The organism is Ignavibacteriota bacterium, assembly GCA_016212665.1.
In the GTDB taxonomy this organism is placed as follows: Bacteria; Bacteroidota; Ignavibacteria; order UBA10030; family SZUA-254; genus FW602-bin19.
In genome coordinates, this window is sequence record JACREZ010000016.1 from 100,431 (window position 1) to 124,444 (window position 24,014).

15 protein-coding genes are annotated in these 24,014 nt (G+C 44.0%); 3 read left to right on the forward strand and 12 right to left on the reverse strand.

Annotation, left to right across the window (positions count from 1 at the left end):
* Positions 1–17: 17 nt before the first annotated feature.
* The 10 genes from gcvP to HY960_05325 form a co-directional block, all read right to left on the reverse strand.
* Positions 18–2,891 carry an aminomethyl-transferring glycine dehydrogenase gene (gcvP, locus tag HY960_05280; protein MBI5215145.1) on the reverse strand — a complete coding sequence of 958 codons (2,874 nt, stop codon included), beginning with the start codon at positions 2,889–2,891 and terminating at the stop codon, positions 18–20.
* A gap of 76 nt (positions 2,892–2,967) precedes the next feature.
* On the reverse strand, positions 2,968–3,348 hold the full coding sequence (gene gcvH / locus HY960_05285; GenBank protein MBI5215146.1) for a glycine cleavage system protein GcvH: 381 nt from the start codon (positions 3,346–3,348) through the stop codon (positions 2,968–2,970).
* A gap of 20 nt (positions 3,349–3,368) precedes the next feature.
* Positions 3,369–4,712 carry an acetyl-CoA carboxylase biotin carboxylase subunit gene (accC, locus tag HY960_05290; GenBank protein MBI5215147.1) on the reverse strand — a complete coding sequence of 448 codons (1,344 nt, stop codon included), beginning with the start codon at positions 4,710–4,712 and terminating at the stop codon, positions 3,369–3,371.
* A gap of 124 nt (positions 4,713–4,836) precedes the next feature.
* Complete coding sequence (locus HY960_05295; protein MBI5215148.1) at positions 4,837–5,304, reverse strand: acetyl-CoA carboxylase biotin carboxyl carrier protein; 468 nt, start codon at positions 5,302–5,304, stop codon at positions 4,837–4,839.
* Positions 5,305–5,326: 22 nt separating this feature from the next.
* Complete coding sequence (gene efp / locus HY960_05300; protein ID MBI5215149.1) at positions 5,327–5,890, reverse strand: elongation factor P; 564 nt, start codon at positions 5,888–5,890, stop codon at positions 5,327–5,329.
* 272 nt (positions 5,891–6,162) lie between these two features.
* A complete protein-coding gene (locus HY960_05305; protein MBI5215150.1) occupies positions 6,163–11,181 on the reverse strand; it encodes a choice-of-anchor D domain-containing protein in 5,019 nt (1,672 codons plus the stop codon).
* 375 nt (positions 11,182–11,556) lie between these two features.
* Positions 11,557–11,862, reverse strand: a complete 306-nt coding sequence (locus HY960_05310) for an MscL family protein (GenBank protein ID MBI5215151.1) — start codon at positions 11,860–11,862, stop codon at positions 11,557–11,559.
* Positions 11,863–11,880: 18 nt separating this feature from the next.
* A complete protein-coding gene (locus HY960_05315; GenBank protein MBI5215152.1) occupies positions 11,881–12,726 on the reverse strand; it encodes a DUF3078 domain-containing protein in 846 nt (281 codons plus the stop codon).
* A gap of 84 nt (positions 12,727–12,810) precedes the next feature.
* The gene (locus tag HY960_05320; protein ID MBI5215153.1) at positions 12,811–14,247 is read right to left on the reverse strand and encodes an OmpA family protein; all 1,437 of its coding nucleotides are present in this window, start codon (positions 14,245–14,247) and stop codon (positions 12,811–12,813) included.
* Positions 14,248–14,572: 325 nt separating this feature from the next.
* Complete coding sequence (locus HY960_05325; GenBank protein MBI5215154.1) at positions 14,573–15,262, reverse strand: response regulator; 690 nt, start codon at positions 15,260–15,262, stop codon at positions 14,573–14,575.
* 192 nt (positions 15,263–15,454) lie between these two features.
* Here HY960_05325 and HY960_05330 point away from each other — a divergent pair, with 192 nt between their 5' ends.
* The gene (locus HY960_05330) at positions 15,455–16,834 is read left to right on the forward strand and encodes a sigma-54-dependent Fis family transcriptional regulator (protein MBI5215155.1); all 1,380 of its coding nucleotides are present in this window, start codon (positions 15,455–15,457) and stop codon (positions 16,832–16,834) included.
* A gap of 11 nt (positions 16,835–16,845) precedes the next feature.
* Here HY960_05330 and HY960_05335 read toward each other — a convergent pair whose 3' ends face one another.
* The gene (locus tag HY960_05335) at positions 16,846–20,160 is read right to left on the reverse strand and encodes a response regulator (GenBank protein ID MBI5215156.1); all 3,315 of its coding nucleotides are present in this window, start codon (positions 20,158–20,160) and stop codon (positions 16,846–16,848) included.
* A 44-nt stretch (positions 20,161–20,204) separates the two neighbouring features.
* On the reverse strand, positions 20,205–22,256 hold the full coding sequence (locus HY960_05340; GenBank protein MBI5215157.1) for an OmpA family protein: 2,052 nt from the start codon (positions 22,254–22,256) through the stop codon (positions 20,205–20,207).
* 176 nt (positions 22,257–22,432) lie between these two features.
* On the opposite strand from HY960_05340, the gene HY960_05345 reads away from it, so the two are divergent.
* Both HY960_05345 and HY960_05350 read left to right on the forward strand, forming a co-directional pair.
* Complete coding sequence (locus HY960_05345; protein ID MBI5215158.1) at positions 22,433–23,266, forward strand: UbiA family prenyltransferase; 834 nt, start codon at positions 22,433–22,435, stop codon at positions 23,264–23,266.
* Between the two features lie 133 nt (positions 23,267–23,399).
* The gene (locus HY960_05350) at positions 23,400–23,951 is read left to right on the forward strand and encodes a UbiX family flavin prenyltransferase (GenBank protein ID MBI5215159.1); all 552 of its coding nucleotides are present in this window, start codon (positions 23,400–23,402) and stop codon (positions 23,949–23,951) included.
* Positions 23,952–24,014 lie beyond the last annotated feature (63 nt).

A 24,014-nucleotide genomic window follows, 5' to 3' on the forward strand; every position in this document is an offset into this window, starting at 1 on the left:
GCCTCCCTACAATTCAATTATTGACTTGAATATGATTCAATCGGCGGGCACGAGCAGACAAGATTTCTATCTCCATACGCGTTGTTAATTCTCCCAACCGCAATCCAGAATTTATTTCTTTTTGTGTGAGTTGATGGAAAGACGGCTTTCTCGCGAGAGTACGGAAACTTCCATTCATCACTCACAACCATTGCTGCGGTGTGCGGTGCATTCTTTAACACGTTGTTTGTTTTATCGTACTTGCCTTGAATGATTTCTTCAATTTCTTTCCGGATGGAAATCAGCGCGTCACAGTAACGGTCAAGTTCCTCCTTCGATTCGCTTTCCGTCGGTTCAATCATTAATGTGCCGGGAACGGGGAACGAAACTGTCGGCGCGTGGAAGCCATAATCCATCAACCGCTTTGAAATGTCTTCCGCTTCGACTCCGCTTTGTTCTTTGATGACTCTCGTGTCGAGAATAAATTCGTGCGCAACACGCCCGTTTATGCCTGTATATAAAATCGGGAATGAAGATTCCAATTTCTTTGCCATGTAGTTTGCATTCAGCATTGCAACCTGTGTCGCTTTCTTCAATCCTTCAGAGTCCATCATGCGGATGTACGCCCACGAAATCGGGAGAATACTCGGACTTCCCCACGGCGCTGCAGAAACAGTGCCGAGCGTTTTTGTACCGCCGCAAGGAATAACAGGATGCGAAGGAAGAAATTCTGCAAGATGTTGCGCTACGGCAATCGGTCCCATTCCGGGTCCGCCGCCGCCGTGCGGAATAGAAAATGTTTTATGGAGGTTGATATGACAAACATCCGCGCCAAGTTCCTGTGGTTTGCAAAATCCAACCTGCGCGTTCAGGTTCGCGCCATCCATATAGACTTGTCCCCCATTGCGATGAATGATTGCACACATTTCCTTGATGCCTTCTTCAAACACTCCATGTGTTGAAGGATATGTTATCATGAACGCGGCAAGATTGGCGGAATGTTGTTTTGCTTTCGCTTCCAAATCGTTGATGTCAACATTCCCATTCTCCTCACATCGAACGAGAACGATATTCATTCCCGCCATCACCGCGCTTGCGGGATTTGTTCCGTGTGCCGATGTCGGAATCAAACAAATATTCCTGTGTCCTTCTCCGCGCGATTCATGAAATGCTTTGATGACTAACAATCCCGTGTATTCTCCCTGCGCACCGGAGTTTGGTTGAAGCGAAACAGCAGCAAAGCCGGTAATCTTCTTCAACATTCCTTCAAGTTGCCTGAATAATTCCTGATAGCCCTGCGCTTGTTCAAGAGGAACGAACGGATGCAGACCGCCAAACTCTTTCCACGTAATCGGCATCAGTTCTGTCGTCGCGTTCAATTTCATCGTGCAGGAGCCGAGCGGAATCATACTCGTTGTGAGTGACAAATCTTTTGCTTCAAGTGAACGGATATAGCGCAACATTTCCGTTTCCGAATGATGCGAGTTGAAGACAGGATGTTGCAGGTAGTTTGATGTTCGCTTCATCAACCCAACGTAACCGTGTTTTTCTGATTTTGCAATTTCATTCAACGCGAACGGCTGGTGACTTCCTTCAGCAAAAATACTCCAAAGCGTTTCCACTTCTTCCGTCGTAGTCACTTCATCGAACGAAACACTGAGTGAACCATCTTCAAAATATCTCAGGTTGATGCGCTTCGATTCGGCCGCGTGCTTCAATCGTTGTTGCGTTTCTTTGCTTGATTGAATTCTGATTGTGTCGAAGTAATCATCATGAACAATCGTGTATCCTAATTTCTTCAACCCACGAGCAAGAATTTTTGTCAGATTGTGAACCTGCTCGGCAATTGCCTTGATTCCATCCGGTCCATGATAGACGGCGTACATGCTTGCCATAATTGCAAGCAATACCTGCGACGTGCAAATGTTCGATGTCGCTTTCTCGCGGCGAATGTGTTGCTCGCGTGTTTGCAGCGCCATGCGCAACGCCGGATTTCCCTGTGAATCAATCGAGACGCCGATAATTCTTCCCGGAACATTTCGTTTGAATTCATCTTTTGTTGCAAAGAATGCGGCATGTGGTCCGCCGTAGCCAAGGGGAACGCCGAATCGTTGAGTGTTGCCGAGCGCAATGTCCGCGCCAAATTCTCCGGGCGGAGTGAGCAAAGCAAGCCCTAACAAATCTGCCGCAACTGCAACCATCGCGCCAACGGTGTGTGCCTTCTCGATGAACGAACGATAGTCATACACAGCGCCATCGCTTGCCGGATATTGTAACAACGCTCCGAACATCTCTTCGGTAAACATCATTTTTTGCCATGTTCCGACAACGACATGAATATTCAACGGCTTCGCACGTGTGAGTACGACGGCGATTGTTTGAGGATGGCAATCATCTGAAACAAAGAACGTATTCTTTCCCGCTTTCCCCTTGATGTTGAACATCATCAGCATCGCTTCTGCGGCGGAAGTTGCTTCATCAAGCAATGATGCATTGGCAACAGGAAGCCCGGTTAAATCAATGAGCATCGTCTGGAAATTGAGCAACGCTTCCATCCGTCCCTGCGCGATTTCTGCCTGATAGGGTGTGTATGCAGTGTACCATCCGGGATTCTCAAGAATGTTTCGCTGAATGACCGCGGGCGTAATTGTGTCATTGTATCCCATGCCGAGCAACGAACGATACACGTTGTTCTTCGAAGCGATTGTCCGCAGTTCTGCAAGCGTTACTGATTCGCTTGCCGATGGGAAATTGAGTGGAGAGTTCGTTCTTAAGTTCTGAGGAATGACGCTCTGAACAAACTCATCGAGCGACGATGCGCCGACTGTTTCAAGCATCTGTTTGATTTCTTCTTCATCGGGTCCGATGTGTCGTTGGGAAAATTGTTCGTTCGGGGATAATTGTATGGACATATACTCTTCAGGGATTTCAAAAAATCAGGTCAAAAAAAATTCCGTCTCACACGTGAAACGGAATTTCTTCCAAAAACTATTTACCTATCTGCTCTCGATATTGTTGAGCAGTCAACAGTGAGCCGAGTTCGCCGGAGTCGGCAATGCTCAGTTTGAGCATCCATCCTCCTTCGTATGGTTCTTTGTTGACAAGTTCGGGAGTCTTTTCAAGTTGAGGATTCACCTCGACCACTTCGCCGGAAATTGGAGCGAACAAATCGGAGACTGCTTTTACCGCTTCGACTGTCCCAAACGCATCACCGCGTTTGAACTGTTTTCCAACTGCAGGCAGTTCGACAAACACCACGTCGCCAAGTTCACCCTGCGCATATTCCGTTATTCCGACAACACCGATATTTCCTTCGATGCGAATCCATTCATGTTCACTCGTGTATTTCAGTTGTTCAGGAAAATTCATTTCATCACCAATGGTTATTGTTACTTTTTAAATTTATCACTCTTTTCAATATAACTCGTGTCGTAATCCGACTTTTTGAACACGTCATCATTCATTACCTTCCGGTGAAATGGAACTGTGGTGTGAATTCCCTCGACGGTAAATTCTTCCAGTGCGCTCGATGCTTTTTGGATTGCCTCTTCACGGGTTGGCGCGTACACAATCAATTTGGCGAGTAATGAATCGTAGTACGGAGGAATCCGGTAACCCGTGTAGCAATGTGTATCAACGCGAACGCCATAGCCGCCGGGAAGATGAAAACTTTTAATCTCACCGGGAGACGGACGAAAATCGTTTTCAGAATCTTCCGCATTGATGCGACACTCAATGGCATGTCCCAGAGGTTTATATGCTTTTTTCCGTAAGCGCGCGCCTGCCGCAATCTCAATCTGCATCTTGATTAAATCCATCCCTGTCACCATTTCCGTCACCGGATGCTCAACCTGAATTCGTGTGTTCATCTCCATAAAGTAGAAATTCCGGTTCTTATCAACTAAAAATTCGACGGTGCCCGCGCCTTCGTAATTTACACTCTTCGCGCCTTTCACTGCCGCTACGCCCATTTTCTCGCGTAATTCCGGAGTAACAATCGGTGAGGGACTTTCTTCAATCAGTTTTTGATGACGTCGCTGAACGGAACAATCGCGTTCATTCAGGTGAATTGCATTTCCATATTGGTCGCCGAACACTTGTATCTCAATGTGGCGCGGTTGCTCGACAAACTTTTCTATATACACGTCAGCATTGCCGAATGCCGAACCCGCTTCGCCGCTTGCCATTTGAAATGCTTTTTCAAACTCGCTCGCTTCACGAACGATTCTCATTCCTTTTCCGCCGCCGCCCGCAGTTGCCTTAATCATCACCGGGTAACCGATTCCGTCTGCAATTTCTTTCGCTTCGTTGATGTCGCGGATAATTCCATCACTTCCCGGAACGACCGGCACACCGGCTTTCCGCATGGTCTCTTTCGCCGATGATTTATCTCCCATTGCGATAATTGCTTCGGGTGATGGTCCGATAAATTTTAATCCTTGTGCCTGACAAATCTCCGCAAACTGGGAATTCTCAGCAAGGAATCCGTAGCCGGGATGAATTGCTTCAGCGTTCGTAATCTCAGCGGCAGAAATTATTCGTGCCATATTAAGATAACTCTCCTTACTTTGCGGCGGTCCGATGCAAATTGCTTCATCGGCAAACTTGACGTGAAGCGAATCGCGGTCTGCTTCGGAATACACGGCAACCGTCTTAATTCCAAGTTCTCGGCACACACGAATGACACGGAGAGCAATTTCTCCTCGGTTCGCAATCAGGATTTTTTTAAACATCACTTACTGTATTTTTTAATAGGTCGGAATAGTATTGTCAATGGTCATTAGTCATTAGTCATTAGTCATTTGTGAATTCACAGTCAACAATCACTAATCACCAATCACTAATCACTAATCACCATCACGCGGGTTCGATAAGGAACAATGGCTGATTAAATTCAACCGGTTGTGCATTATCAACAATAATTTTGACAATACGGCCAGAAACATCCGACTCGATCTCGTTCATGAGTTTCATTGCTTCGATGATACAAAGAACGCTTCCTTTTTGTACCATTGTTCCGACTTCAACATACGGGTCGGCATCCGGTGCAGGTGAACGATAGAATGTACCGACCATAGGAGATTTGACTTCGTGATACGTCGCCCCAGGTTTTGCTTGAGGCGTTGCTTCGGCTTTCGGCATTTCAACGCTTGCAACAACCGGCGGCTGTGGTACCGGCATCGGAACGGAAGCAGGTGAGGTCTGAACTATCTGCGGCGCGTTCTTCGCTATCCTGATTTTCGTCCCCTCTTCTTCTATGAGCAGTTCGTCCACTGTGCTTTGTTCGAGCAAACGGACTAATTTCTTCACATAATTGATATCCATGTTCTCACCTGTAGTTGGTTGGTTAATTTTTTACTCGTTCGAGATAATCCCCCGTGCGTGTATCTATTTTTAATAAATCACCCTCGTTGATAAAGAGCGGCACATTGACCATCGCTCCGGTTTCTACCTTTGCGCGCTTTTGCGCTCCGGTCGCCGTATCGCCTTTCACTCCCGGTTCTGTTTCCACAACCTTCAACACTACCGATAAAGGAATATCCACGGAGAGAACATTCATTCCGTCCATCAACATTTTTACCATCGCTCCCTCTTTCAGAAATTGTGCCCCATCGCCGACCAACTCTTTGTCAACCGACATCTGGTCATATGTTTCCTGGTCCATAAAATTAAATCCCGAACCATCGGCATAGAGAAATTGAAATTCCCGGTTTTCGACGCGAATCTGTTCCACCGCTTCGCCGGCGCGGAAACGGATTTCGACCACTTTTCCTGATTTGATATTTTTCATTTTAGCGCGGACAAACGCCCGCCAGTTTCCCGGATTGACATGCTGGAACTCTACTATCGTCCAGATGTTGCCATCCATTTTAATACACATACCCGGGAAAAAATCTGATGTTGAAGCCATTAAAACTCCTTAGAATAGAACAATGTTGCAGAAATAATGTAATTAAAGCGGGAAAAGATAGGAAGAAAAGCCTACAAAAGCAAAGGGGAATTATTTCCCGATGTGCGTTTTGAGATATGTGATGTGGATTTGAGAAGAAAAAAGAAGCCGACACTTTTTTAAGTATCGGCTTTCTCAAATCCATTGTCGTAAGGTTCAACTGATGGTAAAAGTGCTGATATTCTACTCCATCACTCCACAACTCACCAATCACTCGTTAACCAATGAACGATTTACCGAAGCAGAAGAAGTTTCTTTGTTTCAAAGAACGTCTCCGTTCTTTCCATGCTTTCTGCACGCAGTTGATAGAAATACACTCCGCTCGAAAGCGATGATGCATCGAACTCAATTTCATACTCGCCTGCATCCATCGCGGCTTGGCTCAATAGCGTAGCGACTTCTTGTCCGAGAAGATTAAACACTTTCAATGTAACCAATCCGAAATCCGAAATTCGGAATCCGAAATTCGTCGTCGGGTTGAACGGATTCGGGTAGTTCTGGTACAATTCAAACGAGGTTGGCTCGAACGACATTTCGGTAAATGAATTCAATGCCTCCATCGAAGCGGCGTATGATTTATCAAGGAAGGGAATTGTCTCCAAACCGATCATGCCGGCAAAACGTAATCCCTGTCCCGTTACGACCGAGTCGCCGTTTATGAAAGCAATCGGGGAGTAGAACGCATCGTTCACTTCGTTAAGCAGTGAACGTAACTCTTCCAGTTCAGCGATTCCTGCTGTCGCGTACGTTCCGCCGGGTAAAGGTACCTCAAGATATTTCGTCAACACAGAATCAACACGATTCGCGATTTGTGTCAATGTCATTCCATCCCATTCACTTCCTTCTGAAACATAGACGAGCGAATCCAATCCTTTCGGGGTAATGCCTAACTTGCTCGAATACAAATTCAGTTTAAAGACTGCAAATGCCTGTGCAAGCGGATTCGTGTATGCTTCCGATGTTGGCCGCAGTTCTCGGATAAACCGTTTCTTTTTGCTTGAACCTTCTTTTCGAACCGTGTCGAACGGTGCGTTGTACGCGATGTTTGTGTGTATCGTTTTGTAAAACTTTCCTACATCCGTACCGCGCCCGAAGCGCATCCAGCCGTACCGCATCGCCGCGCTACCGGTTTGCGGTAATCCGAGATAGACTCCTTTTCTTTTATCGTACCGGTAGACAACTGAATCGCGCCAATTAGCAACATTGGGAAGAACAGCAGGTTTGCCTGCCAACACTTTTATTTTGTTCGCCTTTGCCGCGAGCGCTGTATCGACGCTGAACGTGCGGAACTTTACGGTGTCAGCGCCGCGCCCGCTCAGGAAAACTGTATCGGGAGAAGTTATTGCATCGTGTGTGAAGATGAGCGCCGTATTGGTCAATCCGATGGATGTTGGAGTAAACGTAATCGTGAATACCAGACTTCCCGATGAAGCAATGACACCGCTTGCCGGTTCTACAGTAAATTGTCCATCGTTCGAAATAACAGACGAAATACTCAACTCCGCATCACCGAAATTTGATACGGTGACACTGTCGATTGCTGATTCACTCACTAATAATTTACTGAATGAGAGACTTGAGGGAGAGGCATTGAATCCGGGAGAAACGCCTGTCCCGCTTGCTGTTACTAAATGCTGAGAGCCGGGCGAATTGGAAGCGAAGTATATGCTTGAACTCTGAGCGCCGGTTGAAGTCGGCGTGAATGCAACAATAAACAGTTGTGAAGCGGAAGGCGCGAGTGTCGCAGTCGTTGGTGAAATCAGGAACCTCACATTGCTTGTTGAAACATTAGTAATGTTCAAAGTTGCAGTCCCGGTATTTGTCACCGTCAATGTATCGTACGCTGTATGCCCGACAGTTACGTTGCCGAACGAACTCGTAGAGGAATCAATTGAGAATTGCGGCAACGCTCCGGTCCCATCAACGCGAATCGTATCTTTGACCGATATCGAATTACTGGTAAAAATAATATTCCCGGTTTTCGCTCCGCCTGTGGTCGGATAAAACGTGATGTAAAATTTCTTCGATGATAACGAAGCGATAGAACCATTGAGCGGAGTTACGAGGAATTGATTGTTACTCGAACTTACAGACGTAATAGACATCGTTGATGAGCCGAGATTGGTTACAGTAATACTGTCCCGTTTTGTTGTGTTGACATTCACCAATCCAAACGCCAGCGAATCGGGGGTGGCGGAGAAGACAGGGTCAACCGAGCCGACATTAATCATTATATCGTCAAGATAAAGTGATTGTCCATTGTTATCCTGATGCTCAAACGCGAGGAAGGAGGGACCGGTGTAATCATTCAACGAAACAACAAACTGCTTGTAGGTTGTCGAATAAACATTCGGGTCGCCGAGTGTTGTATCGCCGGAGTAACATGCGTACAATGTATTAGTAAAACTTGTAGAGATACTGTCGGTCTGAGAAAGTTTGATATAGAGTGTGTCGGGTTGTCTATCCTGTATAAATTCGCGTCGTACATAAAAACGCACTTCTTTCGTCCCGACATAACCGAGCGAAAACTTTTTCGAGATGAGCATTTTTCTTCCGGTTAATCCGGCGGTTTGATACCGGTTGAACGCAGCAACGCTTCCGCTTCTCGGAGTTACCGATGTTTTTCTCCATCCCGAATCGCCGAGAACGGTTCGCGCTGTCCAACCTGATGGTGGAAATAATGCGCCGTCGAAGTTTTCATAAATTCCCGGAATGTAATTCACGAAATTTTTCCCGCCGTGCGTTGTTCCGTCCGTGATGGTTAACTGATAATTTCCGCTTACCGGAGTCTTTAATGTCCATCCCGGCTGTTGTTCGACTGTAACAGTGAATTGCCCGTCTTTGATGTTTGCGAAAACATAGTTCCCGCTGGCATCGGTTGTTGCAGTTGCTGTACTGTCGCCGGTGAGATTGATTGTCCAATTGCTCAGTGCAACATCGCCCGCGTCATTTGTTCCGTTATTGTTTGCATCGAAGAAGGCAGTGCCGTAAATGCTACCCGTTCCCGAACCCATCGAGGTTTCCCAAAAACCTCTTCCGTATGTTGCTGCACGGAGTTTGTTCGAAGCAGTATGGAATTCCAATTCGTTCACTACAACATTCGGCAAACCGAGTGAGAAGGGTGACCATGAAGTCCCGCCGTTCGTTGTGCTATAGACGCCCACATCTGTTCCGACAAACATATTATCAGTAGATGTCGGATGAATCACGATGCAATTTGTAGGAATGCTCGGCAATCCGGAAGAGATACTTGTCCATGAACTTCCTCCGTTGGTTGTTTTATAGACTTTCGAACTTCCATAACCGGAGATTGTAACAAACGCAATATCTTTATTATTGGGGTGAACAGCGATATATGTTTTTGATGCGGATGGGAGTCCACTCGTAATATTTGTCCACGAACTTCCACCGTTCGTTGTTCGGTAAATCCATGAATAATCTCCGGCGTAGATGGTGTTCGTATCGGACTTTGCAATAGCTATTGAGGCAAGTGTTCCTCCGCTTAATGCTCCGCTGATAGCGGCCCAGTTGGTTCCGCGATTAGTTGATTTATATACTTTCGTCGTTCCGACATAAATTGATTTCGGGTTGATAGGATTGATAATGTACGGAGTAACCCAACCACCGCTTTCTCCAAGCCCGCCTGAAATATATGAAAAGGAATTACCTCCGTTTGTCGTCCGGTAAATATCTCCGTAGTACAATTCTGCGTAACCGATATTCTCGTCGGAGTAATCAATCAGAGATTCCATTCCATCGCCGCCGAGAATTTGTTCCCACGCGCCGTTTAGCACACGATTTGTTCCGTTATCTTGTGTACCACCGAAAATTCTGTTCACGTTTGTTTGTGAAACGCCGAGACGATAAAATTGTGTGATGGCAAGTCCACTACTGATATCGCTCCATGATGAACCGCTGTTCGTTGATTTGAACACGCCGCCATCGTTGCCGACAAACAATGTTGCATTGTTGGTCGGGTGAAATGTCATCCCGTGTTGGTCTGCATGTATATACGGATACCCTGCGCCGGAATACCAATGTGTAATTTTTGTCCACGAAGTTCCACTCGTTGTTGATTTATACATGTTCACGCCACCAACATACACCACTGCCGCATTTGTCGGGTCAACATCAAGCACTAAATCATACCAGCCCTGTCCGTCGCTTCCTGTTCCGTCCCACGAAAGGATATTCGGCGTGTTTGATTGTAACGACCAACTTGCACCCGCGTTTGTTGTCTTATACAAACCATAAAATCCATCTGTTGCATTCACATACAAAGCATACACTGTTGAAGGAGAAGAAGCCGCAACGGCAATCCCGATTCTTCCGGGAGGACTTGCAGGCAACCCGACGCCGGATAACAGAGAAAAAGTTGCGCCGCCATCTATTGATTTGTAAACACCGGAATTGTTTTTCGTTGCATACCAAACTGTCGGGTCAGTTTTATTCACTTCAAGGTCACGAGAGGTTCCCGATGAAACCAACGACCAGTTCGTACCAGCATTCGTTGTCCTGTAGATTCCACTGTTCGTTGTTGCAAGTAAAATGTTTGAATTGGTTGGATGAGCAACGAGAGCCCGAATTGTTGCTGTTGATGATGTCGAGTAATTCAATCCTGTCGTTGACCATGTAGTTCCACCATCAACCGATTTCAACACACCGATGCTGTACGTATCACCCGCATCCGCATCGCCGGTTGCCATATACATAATGTTCGAATCGTTCGGGTCGAACACGATAGCCGTGACGCCAAGCGAAGCGAGTGCATCAGTGTTTGATGTCCACGTTGTGCCGCCGTTTGTTGATTTCCACAATCCACCGGAGGCAGAACCGGCAAATATCATATTCGTGTTTGACGGATTTACGGCGACGCAATTCACGCGTCCCGCGCCACCGCCGCTCGATGGAACTACCGATGGACCGATAAGTGTCCATCCAGCCGCGTTCACATCTTGTGATGAATATTGAGCACTATACTCCTTCATTCTTTGATAAAGAATATCGGAGGCGGGTAAATCACCGTTTTCGTCAACACGTTGTTGCCAGAACCACTCCCACCGTTTGAACTGTTTCCAGCCTTTTCCTTTTGCTTTGGTATCTTTTCCTTCCCAGTATTGATTGAATGCTTGTTGAAGTGAATAAAGATTCCGTTCGTTCGTTCCCGGTTTTTCTTTCCATGCCTGTGCATGGACAAATGTGAAAACGAGAAAAAGGGTGGCTATAAGGTTGAATAATATTTTACGCTGCATGAAGTACTATAATAATTGACAATGAGATAGTGCTAATCTACAAAAAAGAAATGGAATTAATTGTGACAGTTGTTGTCTCAATTATTCTTTTACCTTGATAGTAAATCAAAAAGAAAAATGAGTGTATCCGGATTGTTGGGCGACAAAAAGAATAGCAACATAACCATCAGTATCCGAAAATTAATTGTAGGGTAGTTCCAAAAACTTCAATAAAATGTTTAACCGCAAAGCACACAAAGAATACGCAAAGTGGCGCAAAGAAAATAGGGTTTTTGGAACTACCCTGTATCCTATGTTTGACACACTATAAAAAAAAGAGACTGTCAATTGATAAGAATATTAATTGACAGTCTCTTTTGTGCTGTAAAAAAAAGATTACTTCTTGCCGACTTTCTCTTCCCGCAGAACCTTCTTCGCAAAGTAAAACACCATGAACGCGACGATAACAAAATCAATCAAAGCGCCGAAAAAAGGACCGAGGAGAAAATGGAATGGACCAATATCAAGCGTGGCGGTTCTCCATGCACCGCCGGGAATAAAGAAGGTCACAAACGGCATCAGGAGTCCGTCAACTGTTGATGTAATTAAGGAGTTCAGTTTGCCACCGATAATAACTGCAATTGCAAGACCGACAACGCCGTACTGTTTTAAAAAATCAATAAATTCTTTGAGCATGTGAATATTCCTTGTGATGAGATGTTAGAAAAATGTGTAACTTAAACCCAGAGCAATCGTTTCTTTGAATTGTGTGCGTGGCGAGACTTTCTTGTCGTTGAGCAGTTGAAGATTGAGGTTCGCACTTATGTATTTACTTACCTTTGCGGTAATAGAATTATCCGCTCGTAAGACAGTTTCATCGAACGATTTCAAGGGGGAGAAGAATTCTATCTTTGAAGTGAAAAGAAGATTCTCTTCTAATTGCCATGAAATATCCGTAACCAATTCAAGTCCACCCTCAATTCGAGTTTTTTCAATCTCGGTTGTTGTTGTCGGATCGTCAGAGTATTGATTGTAATTTGATGTAATAATTTCTCTGAGCGCTACACCAAATCGAGTTTTGAGTTCGGTGATAGGTTGGTAACCAACGCCAAAACTTTGCGTTAGGTAGCCGGGGTCGAAAAATTGAGAGACTAACGAATCACTTCCCATGTTATCGTAGATATACCCGGGAGCGAATTGTGATTTTACCGTTGTCGCGCCATAGGGATTAATAAACGTTCCAAGTTTATACGTAACGATGGATTCGAAATCAATTTTATCTTCTGTTTTTCGAATGCCCTGAGACCCAAGTCTTGTTTGGCCGAACGCTAATTTATAGGTGTTTGCCCAAACAATTTCATCTCCTTCACGGGAAGATTTTCCATCAATAACTATAGTCCACGCGAGAGCGTTTTCCCCGCCTTGAGCCCAATCCGTGAGCGCTACTTGCGTCAAATTCAAACCCGAAACGAGACTGTGTTTCCATTTTGTTGTTTGAACACTATCTGTTTGTGCGACAACGATAGTTGTGAGAAATAAGAAAAAAAATAATGAGATAACCTTCATGCTTTGTTCCTAAAAAAATGTGGTTAGAGTTGAAATAAAAAGGAGAGTGCCTGTGCGGAAGGCACAGGCACTCGAAATGAAAAGTTATTTTGTGCGGAAGAATTCTATGCGGCGATTTTTCTGCCGACCTTCATCCGTTTTGTTGTCTGCTATTGGATTCTTTGAACCGAATCCTTTTGTTGTAATGCGGTTTGCCGAAATTCCTTTGTTGACCAAGTATGCCTTTACAGATTCCGCGCGTTCTTCGGAAAGTTTCATGTTCTTGGTTCTGCTTCCGACATTATCTGTGTGTCCCTGGATTTCAACTTCGAGTTCAGGATTTTCCATGAATGTGTTGTACGCTTTCTCCAGTGCTTTTTCAGACTCAGGGGAAATATCAGCGCTCGCTGTTTGGAAAATTATTCCTTCTAACACGAGGTTTTGTCCTTTTTCAATTTTGATGGTCTCTTTTGGAATATCATCCTTTGCCTCCAACGGATTCGTTCCTCGTCCTACTTCCGTACCGTCGTTCACAGTTCCGTTGTCCGAATCAGCGACGAGCGGATTTGTGTTATGCTTCGATAATTCATCGTTATCTGAAAGTCCGTCAGCATCGCTATCGGCTTTTTTCGGATTTGTTTTATGTTTGTTGAGTTCGTCACCATCATTCAATCCATCCCCATCGGTATCTGCTTTTGTCGGTTCGGTATTGTGTTTTGAAATTTCATCAGCATCGTTTAATCCATCTTCATCCGAATCCGCTTTGTTCGGATTGGTGGAATACTTCTTCGCTTCGTCCGCATCAGATAAAATATCGTTATCCGTATCTGCTTTCTTCGGGTCTGTCTGATAGTTATTGACTTCTTCACCGTCTTTCAAACCATCACCATCGGTGTCGGGATTTCTTTTGTCTGTACCTAATTCTTTTTCCTGGTCGTTCGTTAAACCGTCGCCATCTGCGTCTGCAGAACCGCTTTCAATTGTAGTCATCAAACCGAGGAGAAAGCCAAGGTAGTTATCGTTTTTAGAATCTGTTTCCGTTACATCGAAATTGTCTGTTGAAGTTAAATTATATCCGACGTTCGCATCGAACGCTACGTTATCCGTGATGTAATAAACCAACCCTACACCGAATGGTAAGTTGCCTGCCCACCCATCGGTTTTTCTGTTTTTATCAGCATTGTTCGGAACTTCATCAACTACGTATCGAGTTGTTCCATACCCTGCATATGCATACGGATACCAACGTTCAAAATCAAGCGGGTGAACAAGGAGTCGGGCATCAATCGGCATGAGAAATGTGCTGAATTCACTGCCGGAGATTCTTCCCATCCCGCCGCCAAGTTCAAGATGAAATTGCGGGGATAGTCCGTAGCGGAGGAATGTTCTTCCTTGGAATCGTAACTCCTCCTCAAATTCTGTGGAGCCATAAATTCCACCGTAATCAAGTCCGGCGCTCAATCCCGATTTCTCAATTTGGGCGATGAGTGGAATAGTCGTTAATAAAAAAAATACTGAAAGAAGAGTAAAATATTTAGTCATGTTCAAATTACCTGTGTAATTATATTGTGATTGAAAAGTGAAAATCGCTTAACCAATGAATATTCATCAAAATTAGAAGTTTTCAGTCAATGGTAAACAGGAAAACCTGCGTAATTTACAATTCCGAAACTAAATAAAGAAATAAAAACATCTCTCCCGGCAAATTTTTTTTTGACTGAATTTGAGCTTTGAACATGGCAGGAAAAGATGAATACGATGGTAAGATAACCCTACACAGAGAGCCTTCGGCTGGTACGAAGGCTCTCTATGATTCTCAAGCACCAATCCACACAGTTGGTGCGTGAGTTCCCCAACACTTGACTATCTAAGCGACTTCAGGTAACGCGTAGATTTTTGGTCCCATAATATTGTTGTTCACTGCTTCTGCATCGAATCGATTTAGTTTATGAATAACCTGTGTCACGCGTTCCATACTTGTAAGAATACGTTGAGTTAAATCTTTATAATCATCCGTTCGAAGTGGATGCGATGAGTTAATGATGTCAGAGCAAAGTTTGATGATAGCCAACGGATTATTTAATTCGTGGTCAATCGTGTGAATGATTGTTTGAATTGCATCAAGTCGTTGTGCGCTTATTTCAAGTTCCGAATTTTTTAAACGAAACTCTTTTTTCTGAGAGACCGAAACAATGGTTTTTTCCAACATATACGGTGATAACAAATCCGATTTAGAGATGTAATCATCGGCTCCGGCTTTCAATAAATCAACGGCAATCTTGTATTCCTTGTTTTCAGAAATACAGATGATGCCGGATGTGATTTTTTTTCTGTCTAATTGTTTGAGAAACATTTCACCGTTCATGCCGGGGAGGAAATAATCAAGCAAAATAAAATCAAACGTATGCTCTTCAAGCAGAGCAAGACCTGCTTCAGCCGAAGCGGCAAACATGATTTCGAAATGAAATCGTTCTGAATTTCGAAGTTGAAATTCTAAGAACCGTCGAAACGTTGGTTCATCTTCAACAATAAGGACCGCGTATGATGATATTGGCATGTGTTTACTTTTTATTTTATTAAAAACAGTGCAACATGTAAAATGACAATTTCAATGCCATAGAAAATCGTTGAATATGCTCTGATTTTAATGGCTTGCATTCTGGTTTTGTATCGATATGAGATACCTGCTCAAAGTGAGACTTTTTCTTGTATTTTGTCACAATGTTCTGCATATTCATTTCAAAAAAAAATGAATAAACGATTAGTCTATATTGTTGAAGATGACCCGACTCTTCGTCGTCTTTTAGAAAGAGTTGTGACGGAAAACTGGGGTTTTGAAGCGCAGACGTATCCTGATGGAATCTCTTTCTTGGAGAATCTCCATGAAATGCCGGATATAGTTTTGTTAGATATTATGATGCCAGGAAAAAGCGGGGTTGAAGTTCTCGCCGAAGTGAAGGTACAATATCCTGAACTTCCGATAATTATGATTTCTGCACAGGAGAATGTTGGTGTTGCACTCGAAACATTAAAGCGCGGCGCGAGCGATTACATTTGTAAACCGATTGACATGCCGCGTCTTGAAGCATCTATCAAGAATGCAATTCAGACACACGACCTGACGCGCGAAGTTTCTCGTCTCCGTCAAACAATTGAAAAAGTTTTGCATTTTGATAACATTATTTCCAGCGATGGAAAGATGCAAGATGTTTTCAAATTTGTTCACAAAGTAAAAGACACGACGGTCTCTGTACTCATTCAGGGAGAAAGCGGCACAGGGAAAGAACTTATTGCCAGAGCGATTCACTTCAACGGTAACAGAAAAAATAAACCGTTTGTCGTTGTCAACTGTGCTTCTATTCCGAAAGATTTATTGGAGAGCGAATTGTTCGGTCATGAACGGGGCGCGTTCACCGGTGCAGTAAATAGAAAACTTGGAAAGTTTGAATTAGCAGATAATGGCACTCTTTTCCTCGATGAGATTGGTGAACTGGATATGAGTTTGCAAGCAAAATTATTGCGCGTACTTCAAATGAAAGAATTTGAACGCGTAGGAGGAACGGCTGTCTTGAAATCCGATGTGCGGGTTATTTCTGCAACGAACAAGGATTTGCATGAGGCAGTTCAGCAAAAAGAATTTCGCGAGGATTTATATTTCAGGTTGGCTTCATTCCCGATTTTTTTACCGGCGTTGCGGGAGCGGCGTTCAGACATTCTTGTACTTGCAGAACATTTTCTCAAGCGAGCGGTCAAAGAACATGGAAAAAATGAACTGACATATTCGAGGGATGCCTTGAAACTGATGTATGATTATCCATGGCCCGGAAATGTTCGCGAACTTGAACATGCGATTGAACGTGCGGTTATTTTGGCTGATAATGAACTTATTACTGAAAAGGAATTGCCCATGGCAGTGCAGGCTCTCGCGCAAAGTGAATATCAGCAAACGAGAAGCGGTACGTTATTCGGTGATGGGAAAATGATTGTTCCGTTTGAAAAAATCAAGGAGGAAGCAATTCGTCATGCCTTGAAAATTACCGATGGGAATTTGGTTGAAGCATCCCGAAAATTAAAATTAGGTCGTGCAACACTCTATCGTTTAGTGAAACGATATAATATCGAAGTATGATAAAACAGAGGTCAGGTTGATTGTGTTAGTTTTTCGGTGGAGCGAATCTTCTGAAGTTCGTTGCAAGAGGCATCAAATATTGTAACCAAATCATTCAGGCGGTATTCGATTTTTTCCCATTCATTTGCGCTGAGAAGTTCTTCTATCTCTTTGCAAATTTTTCCGACTTGTACCGCACCTAAGTTTTGACTACTTCCCTTCAACGTGTGAACAGCATGTTTCAGTAACTTTGCATCTCTTCCTTCAAATGCAGTTCTCGCGTCCAGAATACGTGCCGGGGAGTGTTCTAAATATAAATCAATCAATTCATTCAGGAGAGAAGGTTTTCCCGCCGGTTGCATCGAGCGGAACATGGCGACGGTGTTTTGGTCAATCATATGTTGCGGTAATTTCTGTGTTGGTGGTTTCGGGATACTTTTTTTCTCTACAAGAACATTTCCCCATTTTTGTAACGATTGTTGCATCGCATCAAGCCGGACAGGTTTGGTGAGAAAATCATCCATACCGGCGGCAAGACATTTTTCACGGTCACTGACGGTTGCATACGCTGTCACTGCAATGATTTTCGGTCGTTTTTCTTTCGGTAGGAGAGCGTGAATAGCACGCGTTGTTTCAAACCCATTCATCTCCGGCATTTCAACATCCATAAAAATCAGGTCGTACGATTTATCCTTCATCCGAGTCAGAACTTCTTTGCCGGTTGAAGCAATGTCGGCAGTGAAACCAAGCGTTCCGAGTAAATGTTGAGTCACTTTTTGATTGACGGGACTATCTTCCGCGACAAGAATGTTCAGCGAATACGTTTTCCCGATTTGCGGAACCGATACAGTTTGTTCTCTCTTCAACGATACAGATTCTTTTCCGGTGAGAACAGTGTAGAGAGTTTCAAAGAGATTCGATTGTTTCACCGGTTTCGAAAGAATACCGGAGAGTGTTTCGGAAGAAGAGAGTAATTTTTCTCTCTCCTGTACATTCGCACCTATTGCAATAATCGGAAGGGTGATTTTCTCGTACGTTTTCCTGATTTCGTCAATCAATGGGATTCCTGCATCGGTTCGAATATTTGTGTTGACGAGAGCAACTGCAATTTTCATGTGGCGATTCAGGATTTCCAGCGCTTCGATCGCTGTTTCAACCGTTTTGGGAATCAATCCCCATTGTTTGCATAATTGGTCGAGCATCAAACGACTTGTCGTTGTTTCATCGACCAGAAGAATTTTTTTATGCAGAAACTCCGGGAGATTTCGTTTCATATACGGTTTCATTTGAACAGAATCCTTCGGAACTTCCTTGACAGAAATGGTAAACGTGAAGGTTGAACCTTTTCCCACGGTGCTTTGTACGGAAGTTGTTCCTCCCATGACCTGAGTAAGCCGTGAACAGATTGCCAAACCAAGTCCGGTTCCGCTGTAGCGACGCGTTGCAGAAGAATCTACTTGCGTAAACGGTTGGAAGAGTAACGGTATTTTTTCTTCCGGGATTCCAATACCGGTATCGTTGATATCAAATTGAATTTGTGTGTGTGAATCCGAGTAGGATTTGACTTTGATTAATACTGTAATCTCACCTTCGTTTGTGAACTTGATGGCGTTATTGACAAGGTTGATAAGAATCTGACGAAGCCGATGCCTGTCGGAAAAAATAAATTGGGGAACATTGTTTTGTGCAAGATACGAAAGTTCAATATCCTTCTCGCTTGCTTTCGTCGAGAGTAAATCAAACACTTCCTCGATGCATGCTTTCAACTCGAACGGTTCTTCGAGTAAATCAATCTTGCCCGATTCAATTTTTGAAAAATCTAAAATATCATTGATGACCGTAAGGAGCGCATCGCCGCTGACGCGAATCGTGTCAACATATTCTCGTTGTTGTTCATTGAGAGCGCTTTGCATCAGCAAGTCCGTCATTCCAATAACGCCATTCATCGGTGTCCGGATTTCGTGGCTCATCGTAGCGAGAAATTCCGATTTCGCGCGCGTGGCAGATTCGGCATGTTCTTTCGCTTTCACCAACTCAATTTCAATCTTTTTCCTGAATGAAATTTGAGTTTCCAATTCATCGTTTGTTGTTTCCAGTTCGACGGTTCTCTGGCGGACGCGTTGCTCCAAATTTTCATTGATGCGTTTGATTTCTTCTTCCGCCTTTTTTCTGACAAGGACTTCGGCTTCTAAGGCTGTGTTCGTGGATTCCAATTCTTTTGTTTTTTTGAGAATCGAATCACGCTGATTGCTTAATTCAGCAGACATCGTGTTGAACGCCGATGAAAGTTCGCCTATTTCGTCTCTCGACGAAATTGCTAATTCTTTTCCGAACGAACCGGAGGCGATTTCGCGCGCGGCGAGCGAAAGTTTTTTAATCGGGAGCGTCAAGCCACGCGAAACAAACAGTCCGACTAATGCCGCTCCGAGCAAACTGAAACCGACAAACATGATGATTTTTTCGCGCATCGAATAGACGGAGACAAACGCCTGTTCTACCGGTTGTTCAACAATAATTCCCATTTGTAAATCCGGCATTGGCGTAAATGATGCAAGCATGTGCTTCTCTTCTTTGTTGATATATTCTTTCGAGAAGGCGACATTTTTTAAAATCATTGTTCCGAGTTCCTGAGAACCGCCGTTTTCAAACAGTTTTGATTTTGCGATTGAAAATTGTTCCTGAACGAACAGGGGATTTGCGTGAGCAATAATTTCCCCGCGACCATTGACAATATAAACCTGGTCCGGCTGTCCTGTAAAACGCCGTCGTGAAATATCGAACACGAGTCCGGAAAGTTCTTCGAGCGGAAGATAAGTGAGGAGGTATCCTTGCAATCGTTCATGCGCAAGTTTGTCTTTGGATATCCATGTCGCCATCAGTTCGATATACACGATGCCGTCTTCTTTGGAAAGAAACGTCGAGCCGATTCCGACATCGGTTTTCGGTAACCGTTCAAAGGGAAATTGTCGGGGAACGTTCGTTGGAATGCGGTATTGTGCCGGTCTCAATAAATCAAGGTAATTCCCTTTTTCATCATAAAAAGCAACAAATTGAACGCCAGATGAAGTTTGAATGATAGATTCAACCAATTGAAGTTTTTCGGTGCTTTCCTTAAACGGGTCTCCCAACAGCCGCGTGATTGAGCGAAGCGTTGTTGTGCCGTTATTCACATAGCCATGAACGGAACGGAGAACATCGTCGGATATTCCAAGAAAATATTCTTTCGTCAAAATCGTCATCGCTGTTTGATTAATTTCAAGAACAAGTAAACCGACAAAAATGAGCGGGATAATTGTAACAAGTATTAACGTCAGCGATGTTTTGTACGCGAGTTTAAATTTTATCATGGTATGTGGCGGTCTGACAGAAGTGCGGTTTGCCGAAACTTCAATCAATAGATATAATATTCTAACTGAAGGTCAAACATTCCATGATAAATATTGTCGGCGGCAGGGTCGAATCGCTTGTAGTCGCTCGTTACCCAACGATAATGTCCTATCACGCCGAATGCTTTCGAGGGACCGTTAGAACGTAAACCGAGTCCAAGTCCTGCAACATACGAACCCCCGGAAACAATTGTATAATTGTCGCCATAGTAATTGGGCCAAACCAAAACACCGGAAGTGATTTCCATGAGCGGAACGATTCCTTTCGGTTCGTCCGGTTCAATTCTCAGGAGAAGTTCTGCAAGTCCGAAGCCGCGAAGTTTTGTTTGCTTGTTGATTTGAAACGTGTCAGTGTTTTTCACAATAAACTCAGCGACAGCAAGATTGATTCCGAAATTATTATCACTGCTGAAGAGTTGAGGAAGTTTCAACGATAGCATCGCACCGACGTTGAACGATTCGTATTTATCGGGAACAACGAGAGGAGAAAATCCGAATGTCACACCGAACCGTCGCGAGGGAGTGTAGTTGAGAATGACTGTTTTACTGTTTTCAAACCCGATGGAATCGCGCGCTTCGATGATGAACGTATTTCGTCCTTCGAGCAATTTTGTTTGCCGGGAAAATTCACCGGTCGGTTGCAGAAACAATCGTTCACCGTTAATTTTGACAATCGAATGCGGGTCGGCAGTTCCGCTGAGAAGCGCTTGCGGTTCATCAACATTCGTGATCCCCTCGTTGTAGGTAAACAGATTGAGTCGTGCCCGGTCATAATCATATTTCCTGATAGTCAAGGTACGAGTCGCAGTTGGTTTTCCTTCTAACCCAACGGAATCAATTCCCTGCAAGTGCCAGTAATAGACTCCGCCATCAAGGTTTACTTTGGATAATGTTTTTTTAGTCGTGACAGACCAGACGAGTTCATTGAAACTTGTATCAGTAGAGATTTCCAGTCGTGCTGAAACAGATTTCGGGTCCCAAGTAAAAGTAATACCATCTTTAGTCCATGGAAGATAATCCTGATAGGGAGTGAGAATAATTGGCGGGTCGGGAAGTTGTCTTGGAGGTTCTGGCGGTAAATCGCGGAACACCTGCGTTCCGAAATTTGCAGGTACTTCGATGGATGTTCCGGCGGCGGTAACTTCCGTTTTTCCTTCAAACACGGAAACCGTTGAACGGTCAATCTTATCAACTGCGAGTTTACTTCTAGTTTCAACATTAAAAGTCATTTCTGCGCTCGGAGTTTTCACCACATATTCCTGTTCGCGTTCGATAGCACGCAGTTTGGCAAGCAAATCTCCTTTTACTAATTCAATGTTTCCCTTCTCTTTGATGACCGGCTCCTTACTTTGCAGACCATAAACAATAACCAAACTGTTTTCACCGACCTGCAAACGACTGTTGTCATTAAATGTCACTTCTGCCCGTGATTCTGTTTTGGTGTTGATTTTATGCAGTTCATAAATCGGTTCTGAAATAAACGCATCGTCGAACCCGATGTTCCACGGCGCTTTTGTTTGTACCGCGCCATTGAAGAACGAAAGAACGCCTTCTTCATTTGCCGGTTTATTATGTTCGTCGGTTAGTGAACGTTTTGTAAGTGAAGTCAGTGGTTTAATCTCCACGCGACGATTTTTTGCCCGTCCTTCAACTGTGCCATTGTCTGCTATGGGTTTGCTACTACCGTAGCCGCGTGCAGAAATATTCGATGGTCGAATTTCAAAATTACTTATAAGAAAGTCTCGCACTTTATTCGCACGGCGTATAGCAAGTTCCTGATTATATTCTTGTTTGCCAGTGGAATCAGAGTGACCGGAGATTTCAATTTTCAAATCGTTTCTTGTCTGCAAGTACGCGCCGATTTTCTTAAGCGAAGCAACCATTGCTTTATCTAATGAATCGCTATCGCTTTGAAACGCCTCGGTTCTCAAAACAATTTTATTGCCGGGGCTGAGATCGAATTCTTGTGAGAACCCGGTGTGCAGTACCGCAAGCGAGAGTAAAATAAGTACAAATTCAGTATGTCGGAAAATTCTTTTCGTGGCGAAAGAAATCATTCGGTTATTCCTTTTCGATTGTTAACGTCGGCGAAAATATAGGTTTATGTTCTCTCAATAGCAAGTGATTTCCAAAGAAAAAATTCTCTCTGCGAATTCAATCACCTTTTGCATGAACATGTATTTTTCTCTATATTTTCCACAAGTTTAGACTCTTCACAACGAACAATCCATTCTTGAGAAAATATCTCAATTTTATCAAAATAGAACACACATTATTTACCCTGCCTCTCATCTATAGCGGGTTTATTATTGGGATGAAGGAAGTGCCTTCTCTCGAACTTTTGTTTCTAGTACTTCTTTCTGCTACCGGAGCCAGGGTAATTGCTTTTGCATTGAATCGAATTATTGACCGGAAAATAGATGCAAGGAATCCAAGAACTGTTGTTCGCGAACTCCCAAGCGGTACTATGACTTTGCATGAAGCATATCTGGTGATGGTTGCAGGGGCGGTTCTCTATTTCGGTTCGGCATATTTTATCTCCTCTTTTTGTTTGATGATTTCACCGATTCCGCTTCTCATCTTTGTCATCTATCCGTACATGAAGCGGTTTACCGCTCTTGCACATTTCGGGGTCGGTTTGGGAATGTCAATGGCTCCGCTCGGCGGATACTTTGCCGCTTCTCCGTCGTTTGAAAATATTCTCCCTGCAATTGCGCTTTGCCTCTTCACTGTTTTCTGGGGAACCGGCTTCGATATTATCTATGCAACGCTCGATGAAGAGTTCGACAGGAAAGAACGATTATATTCGTTTGTTTCCCGGTTCGGTCGGGAACGCGCGCTCATCTGGTCATCTGTTTTTCACGCAGCGGCATTCTGCTTTTTGTTATTACTCTTCTTCACGACGATTCAAACATGGTACGCAGTTCCGTTTCTTCTTCTCTCCGGTTTTCTTCTTTGGTTTGAACAACGAAAAGCAGACGATGTTCATCTTGCGTTTTTCAAAGTCAACGCTGGAGTCGGGTTTGTTGTTTTCGTTATGATAGTAACCGGAGCGGTTTTCCATTAAATTCTAAATCCTAATCTCTAAACGCTAAACAAATTCAAATGTCAAAATTTCAAAAAGTAAGAACCCTATATTATTTTGGAGTTCGAAATTCGAATTTGTTTCGGATTTCGGATTTCGGATTTCGGATTTTGCAATGAGGATTGCCGTTGGAATTACCGGTTCATCCGGCGCCGTGTATGCCGTTGAATTTTTGAAACAATGCCCGGGAGATAAGTTTCTCATCGTCAGCAAGTGGGGAAAAGTCTTGTTGAAGGAAGAGGCAAACACAACCGAAAAAGATTTACAATCACACGTCAAACGACAATTTTCCAACGATGATCTGACCGCTCCGCTTGCTTCCGGTTCGAATAAGATTGATGCATACGTTATTCTTCCGTGTTCGACTTCTACACTCGGAAAAATTGTCTGTGGCATCGGCGATTCACTCATCACCCGCACAGCACAGGTTTGTTTGAAGGAGCGATACAAACTTATTTTGTGCGTTCGTGAAACACCGCTTGCAACCAACACGCTCGAACAATGCGCGAAACTTTCAAGTTACGGCGCAATCATTATGCCGATTAGTCCGCCGTTATATTATGTTCCGAAAACTGTCGAAGAATATATTAACGGATTTGTTGAGAAGTTGATTGGCGTGGTTGGCGCGAAGGAAGTGCGCGGGTGGAGAGCATCTGAACTGGAGTAATGGAATGGTGGAGTTTTGGAGTATTTCTGATTTCCGATTTTTGATTGCTGATTCTTTTTAGTC

What these genes read in the sequence shown, in the direction of transcription:
- HY960_05335 (MBI5215156.1), bottom strand. Translation starts at nt 20,160, where the DNA reads ATGATAAAATTTAAACTCGCGTACAAAACATCGCTGACGTTAATACTT.
- accC (MBI5215147.1), bottom strand. Translation starts at nt 4,712, where the DNA reads ATGTTTAAAAAAATCCTGATTGCGAACCGAGGAGAAATTGCTCTCCGT.
- HY960_05350 (MBI5215159.1), top strand. Translation starts at nt 23,400, where the DNA reads ATGAGGATTGCCGTTGGAATTACCGGTTCATCCGGCGCCGTGTATGCC.
- HY960_05325 (MBI5215154.1), bottom strand. Translation starts at nt 15,262, where the DNA reads ATGCCAATATCATCATACGCGGTCCTTATTGTTGAAGATGAACCAACG.
- HY960_05330 (MBI5215155.1), top strand. Translation starts at nt 15,455, where the DNA reads ATGAATAAACGATTAGTCTATATTGTTGAAGATGACCCGACTCTTCGT.
- gcvH (MBI5215146.1), bottom strand. Translation starts at nt 3,348, where the DNA reads ATGAATTTTCCTGAACAACTGAAATACACGAGTGAACATGAATGGATT.
- HY960_05295 (MBI5215148.1), bottom strand. Translation starts at nt 5,304, where the DNA reads ATGGATATCAATTATGTGAAGAAATTAGTCCGTTTGCTCGAACAAAGC.
- HY960_05340 (MBI5215157.1), bottom strand. Translation starts at nt 22,256, where the DNA reads ATGATTTCTTTCGCCACGAAAAGAATTTTCCGACATACTGAATTTGTA.
- HY960_05315 (MBI5215152.1), bottom strand. Translation starts at nt 12,726, where the DNA reads ATGAAGGTTATCTCATTATTTTTTTTCTTATTTCTCACAACTATCGTT.
- HY960_05305 (MBI5215150.1), bottom strand. Translation starts at nt 11,181, where the DNA reads ATGCAGCGTAAAATATTATTCAACCTTATAGCCACCCTTTTTCTCGTT.
- HY960_05320 (MBI5215153.1), bottom strand. Translation starts at nt 14,247, where the DNA reads ATGACTAAATATTTTACTCTTCTTTCAGTATTTTTTTTATTAACGACT.
- efp (MBI5215149.1), bottom strand. Translation starts at nt 5,890, where the DNA reads ATGGCTTCAACATCAGATTTTTTCCCGGGTATGTGTATTAAAATGGAT.
- gcvP (MBI5215145.1), bottom strand. Translation starts at nt 2,891, where the DNA reads ATGTCCATACAATTATCCCCGAACGAACAATTTTCCCAACGACACATC.